Raw genomic sequence first — 15,367 nt, 5'->3', positions numbered from 1 at the left:
GCCATGAGTCTTCGAGCACGCAATTCAGTTTCTCGTCAACGTTCCAAGCGAAGAGTTCATCGTTTTGAAACGTTGGAGAATCGCCGTGTCTTGGCGACCTATTTCGTTGGATTGACCACGGATTCCGCGGTTGGGTCGGTCTGTGTGGCTGGGGACCAAGCCGGTGCGGGGAACTGCAACATTCGCGCCGCCGTGGCTGCCGCCGAAGCAAACGCGGGTGCAGACACGATCCAAATCGCCGATGGAAACTATCTGATCGACAACTCGTTGGGCAGTTTCGACTTTGCGGCCGTTGATCCGGTGTCGTTGATTGGCACGTCGGGGAATCGGGACGCGGTCATCATTGACGGGACCAGTCAGTCGCGTGGATTCGATATTTTTGGTGCCGGAGTAGGCGGCCCAGCAGTCGACGTTACCTTTGCCAATCTGACCATTCAGAACGCGGTCGCCAACGATTCCAGCGGTGGTGGCGCGGTCGTCAGTGGACCAGACGTGAACCTCGTCTTTGACAACGTTCGCTTGCACAACAATCTGGCTGACTTTGAATCGTTGGGTGGCCCGGGGACTCCGTCGTCCGGAGGTGCCATCCAAGCATCTGGCAGCGTGACCATCGACAACTCATTGTTGGATGGCAACACGGCGACGCGTGATGGCGGTGCGATCGATATTTCGGGGTTCAGTAGTGGTGGCATCTCGCTGACGATTCGAAATTCGACGCTTAGCGGGAACACCACAGGCGATTCGGCCGTCGATATCGGCTACGGCGGTGCGATCCGATCAAACGGTGATGGGCAAATCGACATTCTGCTGGACCGTGTCACGTTGACTGGAAACACCGCTGGCGATTCAGGTGGGGCGATCGCGATCTTCGAGGACAATTTGGTCGCCTACGATCTGACCGTCACCAATAACCAGGCACTGGGAAGCGACAGCGGCGGCGGCGGGATTTATATGGTCGGCGATGGGCCGTTTGGCCGAACATTCGAGATCGTTGGTGGTTCGTTCTTTGGCAACCAAGCGGTTTCCGGTGCCGGTGGTTTCGAAGCGGTCCACTATCCTGGCACCATTGATGGCACGTTGTTCCGCAATAACAGTGTCACCGGTGTCGGGCAGACATTCGATCAGGGTGGTGGGGCGATCGCGCTGATTTCGACCATCCCTGCCTTGATATCCGAAGTCACGATTCGCAACGCATTGATCGATCAAAACTCGGCGGCCGCAGCCGGTGGAATCGCGATCGTTGACGTTGGCGTCACGATCGAAAATAGCGTCATCTCGGGGAATGATTCCAGTGATACGCTGGCGGGTGGAGGAGGGATTGGTGCGATCTCGACACTGGGCAGCACCTTGGCGCTTTCTATCCGAAACAGCAATGTCATCAACAATACGAGCGCGGGGTCAGGTGCCGGGGTCGGCGGTGTCGACTTCGACATCTCCATCACCGATTCCAACCTGATGGGTAACGAAGCGAGTGTCGGACGTGCCGGTGGCGTCGGGCTGCAGGGGCTGTCTCGGATCCCGCGGTTGGACCTGAACCGCGTGGCCGTTGTGAGCAATATCGCCGGTGGTGACGGTGGCGGAATCGCGGTGGACACGGCATCACTGTCGATGCTGAACGTCACTGCAGCTGGCAACGAGAGCGCGGCAGACGGCGGCGGTATCGCCTACAACCAAGTGGATGATACGATCGACAGCAGTATTTTGTACTCGACGATCACGGGGAATTTGGCCGGTGGGCTAGGCAGCAATATCGCTGCGACCGGTCAGCCGATCGCGATCGAAGGCAGCTTGTTTGCCGACGGAACCGGTGCTGCGATCCCTGGAATCTTTGCCTCCGATGGTGGCAACTTGGACAGCGGCACGTCGATGGGATTCTCTGACCCATCCGACCTCAATTCGACCGACCCGCTGTTGGGTGTCTTGGACAGCAGCACATTCGTGATGACGATCCCGCTGCTCGCTGGCAGCCCTGCCATTGATGCAGCGACCAGCAGTCCGATCGATGTCGACGCCCGTGGCGCGACCCGTCCCAACGATGGAAACGGTGACTCGATCCCGTTCCGAGACATCGGGGCGTTTGAGTTCGAAGAAGTGTTCGCCTTTGTCGTCGACGTCGCAGACGATATCGATGACGGCGACGTGACCCCTGGAAACCTCTCGCTTCGCGAAGCCATTCGCTTGGCCAATGCTACGACGGCACGGGATACGATTTCTTTTGGGACGCTGTTCAACGATGCGACGCCTGACACGATCACCCTTGGCGGAAGTGAGCTGAGTATCACCCACAGTGTGACCCTTGTGGGCCCTGGCCAATCGCTGCTAACGATCGATGCGAATCTGCTTTCACGCGTGTTCAGTGTCAGCGGTACGGAAACCGAAGTGGACCTGTCCGGCATGACTCTGACCGGTGGGCGGACCTTCAACACGGGTGGTGCGATCAGCAACGGCGCAAACCTGACGATTTCAGATAGCACGATCACTGGAAACACCGCGGATTCCTTGGGATCGACCGGGTACGGTGGAGGCATCGACAATTCGGGGACGCTGACGCTTGTGCGTTCCACCCTTTCGAACAATACGGCGCTGAATGACGGCGGTGCGATTTCGACATCGGGACCGACGACAATCATCGACAGTGTCATCACCGGAAACAATGCGTCCGACTACGCCGGAGGAATCGCGGTCTTCGACTCGTTGGTGAACGTCTCGCGGACCACGATCAGCGATAATGTTTCGGGCGACAGCGGTGGTGGACTGTTCGTATCAGGCGGCGATGTCTCGGTTTCGGAATCGACCATTTCCGGCAACACTGCCAATGGTGATGGCGGCGGCGTGTACAGCTATGGCAACGCTGCACTGCAGTTGACGAATGTGACGATCTCTGGCAACCGTGCCAACGGCAGCGGTGGTGGGATTCGGAACGCCGACACAGGGCCTGGTGAAACTAGTCGGATCGATGTTTTCTATAGCACGATCGTGAACAACCGAGCTGATGCTGGTGGAATCGGCAGTGGCGATGGTGGGGGCGTGTCCATTGCCAGCGTGAACTCGATCACACGACTGACCAGTTCGCTTGTCGCCGGGAACGTCGTCGGTGATATCGCGGTTGAAACCGCTAGCGATTTGTCCGGGCAGTCTGTCGATGACACGAGCGATCACAACCTGATCGCAGACGCTGCCACCTCGGGCGGTCTTATCCACGGGGCCAACGGAAACATCGTCGGCGATGGTGTCGGTGGATCACTAGCGATCACATCCATCTTCGATCCGGTCCTGGCAAACCATGGCGGGATCGTACAAACACACGCACTGGTTTCGGGCAGTCCGGCCATTGATGCCGGTGATGGCAGTGACATCACGACGGACGCCCGTGGAGTGGTTCGGCCCCAGGACGGGGACAACAACGGCAGCTTGGCAAACGATATCGGAGCCTACGAGGCCGAACTGACGGTGGCCCTAGAGGTTCAGGATGTCACCGTTAGTGAATCTGCTGGAACAGCCACCGTGACGGTGCGACTGCCATCCGCCACGGGCGTTGGCTTTACCGTGGACGCAGCGACGACGGATGGGACCGCCTTATCGCCCAGCGACTATACCAGCACCACCGCCACCTTGACCTTTGCCGGAACCGCCGGTGAAACGCAGAGCTTCACGATCCCGATCATCAACGACGCCGTCAATGAACCCAGCGAATCGTTCACGGTGTCATTGTCGAATGTGGTGGGGGCATCCGTGACCGCGACCGATACCGGCACGGTTCAAATCGCCGATGACGATACGAACTTGCCTGCGGCGGTCGCCGATAGCGCCACGGTCATCGAAGACGGGACTGTGTCGATTGGTGTGCTGGCCAATGATCTGTTTCTGATTACGTCGGATCGAATCGATTCGATCACTCAGCCGTCCCAGGGTTCGGTATCGATCAATCCCGATGGTATCAGTGTCACTTATGTCCCTGACGCCGACTACTTTGGCAGTGATTCGTTCACGTACCGAATCAGTGATCGCAGCGGAGGATTTTCAACCGCCATCGTCGATGTGTCGGTCACGGGGGACAACGATGCCCCGGTTGCCAACGTTGATTCGTTGGCGACTCCGTTCCAAACGACGCTGGTGATCGCTAGTTCGCAAGTGATCGCAAACGATACGACTGGGGCGACCAATGAACTGGATACGTTGGTGGTCGATTCGGCATCCCCGATCTCCGGTACGACGTTGGGCACGGTCAGTTTTGATAGTCTGACGGGGAACATCACCTACTTTCCGCCACTCGGTTTCACTGGACTGGATCGTTTCCGTTACACGCTTAGCGATGGACTGGCGACGGACCAGGGCGTGATCGAAGTCAACGTTGGTGCGGCCGGCTTGGCAGACTTGGCGGTCATCAGCACGGTGTCACGATCCAGCGTCGTGATCGGTGAATCGTTGACATACGCGATCACGGTCACCAACAACGGTCCGTCGACAGCGCTGGGCGTCGTCATGACGGATACATTGCCATCGGGCGTGACATTCGTAAGCGGCAGCGATTCTTTGGGAACTGCGTTGACCGCGTCGGGCGGAATCGTAACCGCCAACGGTGGCGACTTGGCCTCGGGATCATCGGTCGAATTCACGGTCCTGGTGACGGTCAATGCGTTGGCCGTTTCATCCATTACCAACTCGGTAAGCGTGTCCACGACAACGGGTGAATCCGACATTGCCAATAACTCGTCGTTCGCCGTCACCAGCATTGACCCGGCGATTAGCGGGCACGTGTACTGTGATGCCAATAACAGTGGAATCGAAGAATCGGGCGAGGCCCAGGTCGGCGCACTGGTCTTCATCGACTTAGATGGCAATCGGACTTTGGATCTGGGCGAAGTTTCGACGTTGACGGATTCGTCCGGAGATTATTTCTTTGCCATGACGCCGGCGGCCGGCAGCTTCGTCGTGATGGACATCCCCTTGTCCTGTTTAACGATCCCATCCAATCCGGGGATCATTCGATCGTCCATCGACGTTGGCGACTTGGCGCGTTCGCTGCAGACGGTCGACATCGACGGTGACGGAGATCGCGACCTGCTGGTCACTGGCGAATTGGATGAATCGTTAACCTTGTTGGTGAACCAGGGTGGTGTGTTCCAGATGGGAATGCAAACCACGCTCGGCAATCGCCCGCAAAGCGTCGCGGTTTTTGAATCGCCGCTGCTAGCTGCCCCTGCCATTGCGGTTGCCGGTCCCGGAACGGCGGCAGACGGCGGTGGTATCTATCGGATGGACGGGATGCCGTCGGTCGCAGGGCCGTTGACACCGGCCGGCAATGGCCCGGTCGAAGTGTTGATTGATGATTTCGACAGCAATGGTATCCCCGATCATGTCGTTGGATCCTTTCGTTCATCCGATCTGCAGATCTTGATGAATGGGGCCGACACACCCGCGTTGGTGAGCGCTGCACGACAAGTTCGTGCGATTTCGTCCGGTGACATCAACGGGGACGGCAACATCGATTTGGTCGTTGGCGGATATGGATACGAAGGGCAGGCGGATTCCGAGTTGTTGGTTTTGCTGGGCGATGGAACCGGAGAGTTCGCCGACCCGATTGTCACATCGGTCCCGAAAGGACTGGTCGCGATCGAGGTTGTGGCGACGACAGATCCCCGTTTTGTCGATGTGGACGGACCTCTTTCCGTCCCCAAGATCATGGCGCTTTCGAATTCGGGTTCGCTAACCGTCCATCAATGGACCCCTAGCGGAACGTTGGAACGTGTCGAAACGTTGACGATGCAGCCAGGCGCAACGGCGATGGCGATTGGCCGTTTCGATCGGAACGAATACGTGGATGTGGCGATCGCCAATTTGGGAGATCAAACCATTCAGATGTACGCGGGTGACGGCGACGGACAGTTCTCGCTGATCACAACCATCGAAAGTGTGATTGCCCCCACCGCCATGGTCGCCGACGACTTCAATTCGGATGGATTGGATGAATTGGCGGTGTCGAATCTGTACCAAGTGATTCCGGGTGTTAGCAGTGATCCCGATCGGTATGTGGTTCCCAGCACCGTCACGATCCTGCGGCTAGACGTATCCGAGATGCCTGTAGTCGTGACGACAGATCAGGCGATGACGCCCACCGACTTTACCATCGCAACATCGGATCCGTTGATTCGTTTCGATGTCACGGGGGAGGGAGAACTGACCGCGATCGATGCCCTGCGGGTGATCAACCGACTGTCGTTGCAAGATGCCGGCGCGGCGGCTGGCGAACAGGTGGGGCGGCAAGCCACCGATGTCAACGACGATGGGATGACGTCGGCGGTCGACGCGCTGATGATCATCAATCGATTGAATCAGCAATCCGCCCGACCCGCAGAGGGCCAGCAGGCCGAATCGAGCACGCAGTACCAGGTGCTCGATTCATTCGCATCGGTCGATGATAAAGACAAAGACCGGATAGCGTCGATCGACGAAGCGATGGCGACGCTATTCTAAAGTTCCATTCCCGCGTGGCCGGTTAAGCCGCTCGGCGGGTCTCGGTGAAGCCCGTGTTTGGCAACGAGTGGATCACCGTATCGGCGTCATCGCCGCAGGCAAGCACTTCGTCCGGGTGAATCATGCGAGAGATCTTCGTTTCCAACGATGCGGCGAAGGCCTGGCCGATCGATTCGCCCAACATGGACGGACGAAACAAGTTGGCCAGCATGGCAAAGGCCGATGCTTTGTAAGCCGCCGATGATCCACCGCCACGGAAACAGCCGCGAATCGCACGCAGTCTTTTCCCGCGGCTCAGAGACGGTTGTTCGCCTGGGATTTCATCGTCGTCAGCGATGACAGATGACTGATCCGCCAAAACACATCGCCACCCCGCTGTGCGAGCCAGCCATTCGTAGGCATAGGACGCATCCAGTTCGTCCTGCAGATCGCAGGCTTCGCATACGGTACGCAGCAGTTCGCGTCGCCAAAACGATGCCTGTAGGTAGGCGCCGATCAGCTTGGCCTTCGATGCGGGCACATCCATCTTGCCGAAGTCGGCTGGTTTGCAAAGCCGGTCGGCAGTGTCGTGCCAACCAGCCGCTAGAATGATGTTGTCATCGCCACTGCGAATTACCGGCGACACGACGCCAGCGTCAAAGTGTTCAAATTTTTCGATCGCGCCTGCGGTCCAGCCCTGCGTGGCACGCATGCCGTCGGCCAGAATGTGCACGAATTGACCCTGTGCCGCGAAGGCACCGGCATCGACCAGGTCAACGAACCGGTTCGATTCCGAAGTCACGAACCGTACCTCGTCGGACAGTTCGAATGGGTTTGCGTAGCGACCATCATGACATACCAGGATCTCGCTATCTGCGGGCTGATTTTCTAAGACGCTGACCAAGGTGTTCTCGAACGTCGCGACGTCGCGACCTACGGGAATCACAATCGACAAGCGAGGAATCGGAGGGAATTTTGTCACCAATACCATCCAACAAGAGAGGCTGAACTCGTTTCGACGGAGCTGATTTGATCCGCGAATTACTGACGAAACGTCGTCTAGACAGGCTTTTCGGACTCCGCGACACGCATTGTTGAGCCCTTCGCCGACGGGGAATAGGAAACGCGGGAAGTTTGGCTTGGCCCCTTTGAATTCGTTCACTAACCGGCACAATTTGACTTAGCCGCTGTTTCACACACCCCTCGAAAAGCTATTCCACATGCACACACGCTCCCTCGGCATCGACGGGCCTTTGGTTTCAGAGATAGGCTTTGGCGCCTGGGCAATCGGAGGCGGTTGGGGGGAACATGATGATCGGGCGTCCATCGAAGCGGTGCACAAAGCGATCGATAACGGAGTCAACTTCATCGATACCGCCGCCGGATACGGTGATGGACATAGCGAGCGATTGATCGCACAGGTGATGAAAGAACGCAGCGAAGACATCGTGGTCGCCACCAAAACGCCTCCCGCCGATGGACCTTGGCCGCCCAGCCCGTATTGTCGATGGCAGGATCGATATTCGGCAGCCTACCTGCGGGACAACATTCACACTCGATTGACCAATCTGGGGACCGACCGGTTGGATCTGTTGCAACTGCATACCTGGACGCGTGCGTGGAACGACGATCCCCAGCCGCTGCTGGTGCTGCGGCAGATGCGCGAGGAAGGAAAGATCGGGTTGATCGGTGTCAGCACGCCGGAACAAGACCAGTCCTGTGTGATCCAGTTGATGCGTGACGGATTGGTGGACGTGGTTCAGATCATCTTCAACCTGTTCGATCAGGAACCTGCCGCGCAGATTTTGCCCGTCGCGGCGGAAACCGGCACGGGAGTGATCGTCCGCGTGGCGCTGGACGAAGGTGCCTTGGCGGGGAAGTATCCCGCGGACCACGTCTTCCCCGAAAATGATTTCCGACATCGTTACTTTGCCGGTGACCGAATGGCACGCACCGTGCAGCGTGTCGAACAGATTCAGTCCGATATGAAGATCTTTGGTATCCAGGAACAATACACACCGGCCGACGTCGCGCTGAAATTCGTGTTGGCGAGGCCAGAGGTCAGCACTGTGATCGCGGGAATGAGAAACGTGCAGCAAGTCGAACAGAATACTCGCACCAGCCGTTTGAAGGATCTTCCCGAAGACTTGCTGTTGCAACTGCGTCGACATCATTGGCATCGCGGGATCTGGTACGGCGGCAAAGATTGACGTGGACCCTTGGCACGGTGCAGCCGCGGCGGTGATTTTCTCCGGAACGCTATTTTGCCTGTACTTTCATTCTCGCCGAAGTGAACTGAGAATTTTATGATCAATCCAAATGACGAGCTGCTGGCCGCCGCAACCCATGCTGCATCGCTGGGCGGCGACGTGTTGATGCGGTATTGGCGTGACGGCGTCCAAATGCGTGACAAGTCGGAAAACGGAGGGAAGACGTACGACCTTGTCAGTGACGCGGACGTGGAAAGCGAAAACGCGATTGCAAACTACTTGCGAAGCGAGTTTCCTACCCACGAAATCTTGGGCGAAGAAGGTCAGGTCGGCTCCGTCGACGCGGAACATCTGTGGGTCATCGATCCACTCGATGGGACCAATAACTATGCACACCATGTTCCGCACTTCGCGGTTTCGATTGCTTACTATCACCGTGGCGAGGCCGTCGTCGGTGTCGTGCTGAACCCGGTTCGTCAGGAACAATACACGGCCGTCCGAGGCGGAGGTGCGAATTTCACTGGGACGCCGATTCAAGTCGATACGGCAACCTCACTGTCCAAGACATTGATCGGTTGCGGGTTTTATTACGATCGCGGCGCGATGATGCGATCGACCTTGGCGGCTGTCGAAGAGTTCTTTGGGAACGATATCCATGGCATCCGTCGTTTCGGAACCGCGTCGTTGGATCTATGCCAAGTCGCCATCGGACAGTTTGGCGGATTCTTTGAATACGAATTGTCGCCCTGGGACTTCGCCGCTGGGGCGCTGATCGTCACCGAAGCCGGCGGTAAAATCACCGACGCGATGGGCCAACCGTTGACGTTGGCGAAGACCAGTGTGGTCGCCAGCAATTCGCACCTGCACGAAGACATGATTTCCATCACCTCGCGACATCACCCGCAGAACGCATGACCATCCCCATTCACACCGAATCGCCCGCCGACCTGCCCGCGATCGAACCGCTCGACATGTTGGTCATTGCACCCCATCCGGACGACGCCGAACTTGGCATGGGGGGCACGATCGCCAAGATGATTCACGAAGGCATGCGAGTGGGTGTGCTAGATCTGACCACCGGTGAACCAACACCGCACGGCAGCGAAGCGATTCGCCGTCAAGAAACCAGCGTCGCGACCGAGGCTTTGAATCTGACTTGGCGCGGCAATGCGGGGCTGACCAATCGAAAATTGGTCCACACGCTGGACGCTCGCCAATTGGTGGCCAGCTATTTTCGGATCCTGCGACCGCGTTGGATCTTTGCACCGTACTGGAACGATGCACACCCGGACCATGTTGCCGCCACCGACTTGATCGAAGCCGCGCGGTTTTGGGCAAAGCTTAGCAAGACCGACATGCCGGGCCAGCGGTTCCATCCTGAACGCATCTATTACTACTTCTGTATCCATCTGCGAATCGCCGTCGATCCGGATTGGATCGTTGACATCAGTGACCATTGGGACGCCAAGTTGGCGTCGATCCTGGCTTACGACAGTCAGTTTGTTCAAGGCAGACCCACCGATCCGCCAACGATGATCGACCAATTGCACTACGAAGCCGCCAATTGGGGCCGCTTGATCAATCGCCGCTACGGCGAACCCTTCGCAACGAAAGAACCGTTGGCGATGAAGTCGCTTCGAGATCTGATTTAGCAACGATTGCTTCGTGGAATTTCCAACCTTTGGCATCGTTTTCGCTAGGTACACGATGGTGCGGGGGAATGCCGGGGTTGCTGCTGTGCAGCGCAACGAATGCCTATTCCGCCCGTCTTAATCTGTTTCGTAGCGATTGGACAACCTGCCAATCGCTTGCCAACTACCGGAGTTCCCGTTGATGAGTTCGTTCAAACGCAGCATTCTTTCCGAAGACAAGCAGGGCCCCGTCGCCGAAGCGCTGCAGAAATCGCTCTACAATCTGATCGATTTGGCGTTGGTCGGTAAACAAGCACACTGGAACGTTTTGGGTCGGAATTTTCTGAGCGTCCACGAACAGTTGGATCTGATCATCGAATCCGCCCGCATGGGATCCGACGAAGTTGCAGAACGGATTGTGACGATCGGCATTGCGCCCGACGGCCGAGTCAAAACGATCGCCGGCCACTCCGAACTTGCCGAATACGCCAGTGGTTTTCAGACGGTCGATTCCACCATCACCAGTGTGTCCGATGCGCTTGCTACCACCATTGCCGGGCTGCGATCGGGGATCGAGGTCGTCGGTGATCTGGACCCGATTAGCGAAGACTTGTTGATCGGAATCAGCAGCAGTCTGGAAAAGCACCTGTGGATGTTGCAGGCACAGGAATAGTCGCTGTTGCTATGTCGACGGTGATGCCATTGGCGGATCGCCGAACCACGATCGAACCGTTGATCGAGACACGGATCGAAAGTGCAAAACGCAAAAGGCCCGGACGTGTTTAGCGCCCCGGCCTTTTTTTCGTGATGTGATGGTCGGTTGATTTTACTGCGGCAACCGAGCTTGGCTGACGTAGGGGAATTCACCCGTCAGACCTTCGATCATGAAAGCGATCAAGTCCGCTTTTTCGTCGTCGGTCAGATTCAGTACCTTCATCTTGTCGCTCAGGTACTCGTTCTTGTGACCGCCTTTGTTGTACCACTCCACGACTTCTTCTAACGTGGCCTGGCTGCCGTCGTGCATGTAGGGTGCAGTGAAAACGATGTTGCGAAGCGTGGGGGTCTTGAAGGCACCTTTGTCTTTTTCTTCGCGGCTGATTTCAAATCGACCGAGATCGGGTTCTGCCACGTCCATCCCGACGCCCAGGTTGTGATACTGTTCGTCGGTAAAGTTGGCACCGGCGTGACAGGCAGTGCAGTTCGCCTTGCCTGAGAACAGCGTCATGCCACGCTGGGCCGATTCCGACATCGGCATCGCTGCAGCCTCGGCCTTCAGCACGTCATACTTGGCTTTCAGTTCGGGTTCTTCGTCCAAGTATTCCAGGTCTTCGGCGAACGTTTTCTCGAACTTTGCCAGTTGGTCGTAGGCATCGTAGGGCATCAACCCGGTGACAATTGCGCGTTCGAAGGTCGCCAAGGCTTTCCCGACGTTGTCGATATGGACGCCGTCGTGAAAGATCTTTTCGAACTGCAGCTTGTATCCGGGGATCTTAGCGATGGTCGCCACGCTGGCTTCGTGGGTGTTGCCCATTTCGATGCTGTTGGCAATCGGACCGACGGCCTGATCTTCGAGCGAATCGGCACGCCCGTCCCAGAACTGCGCCTTGCTAAGGATGCGGTTGTACGCGACTGGTGAATTGCGACCACCTTCTTGTCCGCGAACGCCGACGCCGAAACGCATCTCTGCGCCCCAGCCCTGTGCCGGGTCGTGACATGACGCACACGAAATGGTGTTATCCGAAGACAAACGTTCGTCAAAATAAAGTTGTCGTCCAAGTTCGATCTTGGCCCGGGTCATCGGGTTGTCGTCGGGGATGGAGATGTTCGCCGATGCGGCATCCAGACCCTTGGGCAATTTGATCTGCAACGTTTCGTGATTGGCAGGGTCATCCAGCCATCGGTTCAGTTGCGCGTCGGTCAGCAATCCGAACCCTGGAATCCCAGCGGTCAATTCGGCATCGCCGAGGGTGACTTGGTTGGATTTCGAGGTTGAATCGGACTGGGCTGGGCATGGCGACGACATCGGCCCGCCGAACAGCAGTCCAGCGCCGCCTAGAATCAAGGTACCAAGGATCGGTTGTTTACATCGCGGCATGAAATCGACTCGTCAGGTGGGATACAGTTGCGGGATATTTTTTGGGGGGGCCAGACCACCGCGCGAAATGCACAGCAACCATGCGGTGTCTGTCCAATGGGTTGGTCAGGCGGGTGGCAGTCCATCCACCGTTGATTATAGCTGACAAACCGCTGGTGTTTGCTGATCAGGTAGGCCCAATTAACCAGCCAACAATTTTGCGATCCGGCGTCCCGTGACGCTTAGCGGCAATTCAGCCATCTGGTCCAACGTGACATATTCCCACGGCGGTGGGGGGGGCGGGCTGCCCGCTGGCAAATCGCCTCCGTGGACGTGCAACGCAATTCGATATTTGGTGACCGCGTGTTTGATCGTGGTCAAGGTAGCGGCCGGTTCGATGATGGATCCAAGTTCGGGGGCCAGTTCCGCGGCGGCGGCCTGTGGCGAATCAAGCGACCGCTGGATCGTGCGTGGGAAGTCCCACAAACCGGCCCAACGCGAACCGGCCGGAATGGGCCGCATCAGAAAGGTCGCCGGCAGCTTTTTCTTTGCCTGTTTGCGAACCACAAACGCAAATTCAGTCCGGCTTTCGTAGACCGTCTTGGATACTTTGCCGGGGATTTCGAGTTCCCATCCACCGGCATGGGCGCGGCAGGTCTTGGCGACCGGGCATTGGTCGCATTTGGGCGCCTTGGGTGTGCAGATCAACGCGCCCAATTCCATGGCGGCCTGATTGAATGTGCCTGCGGACACTTGTCGCCCGGTTGCCGGCGGCAGCATCGCCTCGGCGACTTCCCACAGCAAGCGGTTCGCCGGCGTCGATGTTACATCATCGCGAAGTGCGATCCAGCGACTGAAAACTCGCACCGTGTTCCCTTCCAAAATGGGATGCCGCTGATCACGTGCAATCGACAGGATCGCACCGGCCGTGTAACGACCGATTCCGGGTAACGCTAAGACATCGTCGAACGACTCAGGGAACTTTCCATCATGTTCGTCGACGATCTTTTTTGCGGCCGCGTGCATCGATCTAGCCCGACGGTAATAACCAAGGCCTTCCCACTGTTTCATCAAGTCCTGTTCGTCCGCGTCCGCCAGCGCCGTCACGGTGGGGAACAATTTCATGAAACGGTCAAAGTACGGTAGCACCGTCGCGACCTGTGTCTGTTGCAGCATCACCTCGCTGACCCAGACACGATACGCGATCGGGTCGGTTCGCCATGGCAAAGTGCGGGCGTGCTGGCCAAACCACTTCGCCAGCGATGTGCGCACTCGCCCACGCCACCGGGCATCCTGCCAAGCATTGTCGTGCTGGATTTCGCCAACTGTGACTTTGCCGGCGACACCGTTTGGCTTGCTGGATTTTGCCCCTGAACTCCCGTCCGTTTTGCGATTCACTAGTCTTGGAACTTTCGCAAGATTGGCGAGACGGTTTTGACGGTTTCCGCACGTCGGAACATGATTTTTACAGCGTCGCCGGGCACGTGTCGGTTGATCGCATTCTGCAGATCTTTGAAACGTGTGACTTCGGTGTCGTCCACTTTGACAATGATGTCACCGCGGATCAGTCCGGCTTCTTCGGCCGCACTTTTGGCGACCACGCCGCTGATCTCGCACACGTCAAATGAATCCTGGCAGGTCACCCCCAGGAATCCGCCTTGGCGATGATCGATCTGTAGACCGGGCGTGGCTTCCTGCATTGCCGTTGCTTTTTCCGAACTGATCCCGGTCCCCATCAAGTTCAGCGAAACACGAACGGGAATCTTAGTAATCTGGTCGCCCTGTTGGTCGGTCAGCGGGACGTATCGAAATTCCAGCACATTGATGGGCTTCATCGCCAGCAATGCTTCCATCACTTCGTCATCGACGGTGCCGTCGACAATCGCCATCGATTTCAATTCAGGAACGTTGGTCACTTGAGCCAGCACATCGGAACGAACCGCAGGACCTTTGATGCGAGCGTTCTCGATTCCATCGAGCCAACTTAGCCACTGCAGTGATTTCGCATCGCCCTGCCACTTCTCGTCGATCTGTACCATCAGTCGCGGTTGGCTGATCGCGCGGATGACAAATTCGTCCAGTCCAACGAAGACACCGGCGGCTTGCAGTTCCACCCTGGCCTGCGCGGATCGCTGTTTCCGAATCTCTTCGATCGCCGACTGAGCACGTGATGCGGCCCGGCCGACGGTTTCGGTTTCCAGCTGGTTCAACTTGTCCCATGTCCCGCCGTCTTCGGACGGCAGGTTGGCCATCGCAATCCGAGTCAGCACATCGGACGCTCTTTCGACCGTTTCCAGTTCGCCGCTTTTCATCACCGCGATCAAGTCATCGACCGCCTTGGGACCAGCTTCGGCCAATTTTTGACAGGCTGTTTCGCGGCGCAAATATTGGTCGCTGTTCAGTTGGGTGACCCAGTAGGCGACCGTGCCTTCGGCGCGGCCGTCTGAGACTTGCGGCTTGTCCGAAGGTTCGTCGGCCTGTGCGATCGTTCCGCACAAAACCAGTGCCATGATCGCGATGGGGTGGATCAGCGATGGCGAACACGATCGGCCCGAACCCGAACGACGCCGGTGGAATCGATTCAGCGGCAATCGATTCAGCGGCAATCGATTCAGCGGCAATCGATCCAGCGCCAATCGATCCAGGGACAATCGAAATCGCGGCAATCCATACGGTTCATTTTGCACTGTGAATCATCCCATCCGTCGGCGACCCGGGCGGGCCCCGTGGTGCGTCATCATCGATAACTTTGCGTCCCGCTGTCTAATCCAGAAGTATAACCGTGGATCGTGTCCTGAAAGAACCGCAAAGGGATCCGGCGGCTGAAAACCTCTGGCAACGTTGACCACGTCGCCTGCTAGCGTGGTGGCCAGCGGCTGACTGCCACCGCCGAAGACTCGGCGCAGCGAACCGGTTGCTCGATCGGGCTGCGTGGTGTCCGGCGACCGTTTGGGCGACATTCACTGACACCCTGTCGCCCCACAAACGTGGCTGGGTTG

General features: G+C 57.6%; 9 protein-coding genes. 5 read left to right on the top strand and 4 right to left on the bottom strand.

Going from position 1 to position 15,367, the window contains the following annotated elements; genetic code table 11:
* The first annotated feature begins 3 nt into the window (after positions 1–3).
* The gene (locus K227x_RS20125) at positions 4–6,474 is read left to right on the top strand and encodes a choice-of-anchor Q domain-containing protein (RefSeq protein WP_145172328.1); all 6,471 of its coding nucleotides are present in this window, start codon (positions 4–6) and stop codon (positions 6,472–6,474) included.
* A 22-nt stretch (positions 6,475–6,496) separates the two neighbouring features.
* On the opposite strand, the gene K227x_RS20120 is transcribed toward K227x_RS20125, so the two are convergent.
* A complete protein-coding gene (locus K227x_RS20120) occupies positions 6,497–7,435 on the bottom strand; it encodes a glycosyltransferase family A protein (RefSeq protein ID WP_145172326.1) in 939 nt (312 codons plus the stop codon).
* A gap of 238 nt (positions 7,436–7,673) precedes the next feature.
* Between K227x_RS20120 and K227x_RS20115 the strand changes: the two genes are divergently transcribed.
* The 4 genes from K227x_RS20115 to K227x_RS20100 all read left to right on the top strand — a co-directional run bounded on the left by K227x_RS20115 (position 7,674) and on the right by K227x_RS20100 (position 10,967).
* Positions 7,674–8,663 carry an aldo/keto reductase gene (locus tag K227x_RS20115; protein WP_145172325.1) on the top strand — a complete coding sequence of 330 codons (990 nt, stop codon included), beginning with the start codon at positions 7,674–7,676 and terminating at the stop codon, positions 8,661–8,663.
* A gap of 99 nt (positions 8,664–8,762) precedes the next feature.
* Positions 8,763–9,578, top strand: a complete 816-nt coding sequence (locus tag K227x_RS20110; RefSeq protein WP_391540456.1) for an inositol monophosphatase family protein — start codon at positions 8,763–8,765, stop codon at positions 9,576–9,578.
* Positions 9,575–10,315, top strand: coding sequence for a bacillithiol biosynthesis deacetylase BshB1 (gene bshB1 / locus K227x_RS20105; protein ID WP_145172321.1), 741 nt, complete (start codon positions 9,575–9,577; stop codon positions 10,313–10,315). The genes K227x_RS20110 and bshB1 overlap by 4 nt, the downstream gene beginning before the upstream one ends.
* A 181-nt stretch (positions 10,316–10,496) precedes the next feature.
* Complete coding sequence (locus tag K227x_RS20100; RefSeq protein ID WP_145172318.1) at positions 10,497–10,967, top strand: Dps family protein; 471 nt, start codon at positions 10,497–10,499, stop codon at positions 10,965–10,967.
* Between the two features lie 153 nt (positions 10,968–11,120).
* Here K227x_RS20100 and K227x_RS20095 read toward each other — a convergent pair whose 3' ends face one another.
* From K227x_RS20095 to K227x_RS20085, 3 genes are all read right to left on the bottom strand, one after another.
* On the bottom strand, positions 11,121–12,317 hold the full coding sequence (locus K227x_RS20095) for a cytochrome-c peroxidase (protein WP_315854360.1): 1,197 nt from the start codon (positions 12,315–12,317) through the stop codon (positions 11,121–11,123).
* A gap of 252 nt (positions 12,318–12,569) precedes the next feature.
* Entirely contained in the window at positions 12,570–13,766 is a 1,197-nt protein-coding gene (mutY, locus tag K227x_RS20090) for an A/G-specific adenine glycosylase (protein ID WP_246145988.1), read from the bottom strand.
* Positions 13,766–15,055, bottom strand: coding sequence for a PDZ domain-containing protein (locus K227x_RS20085; RefSeq protein WP_145172315.1), 1,290 nt, complete (start codon positions 15,053–15,055; stop codon positions 13,766–13,768). Before K227x_RS20085 ends, mutY begins: the two co-directional genes overlap by 1 nt.
* Positions 15,056–15,367 lie beyond the last annotated feature (312 nt).

This window comes from Rubripirellula lacrimiformis, from assembly GCF_007741535.1.
Classification (GTDB): domain Bacteria; phylum Planctomycetota; class Planctomycetia; order Pirellulales; family Pirellulaceae; genus Rubripirellula; species Rubripirellula lacrimiformis.
This window is presented reverse-complemented; position numbering and strand designations above follow the sequence as displayed.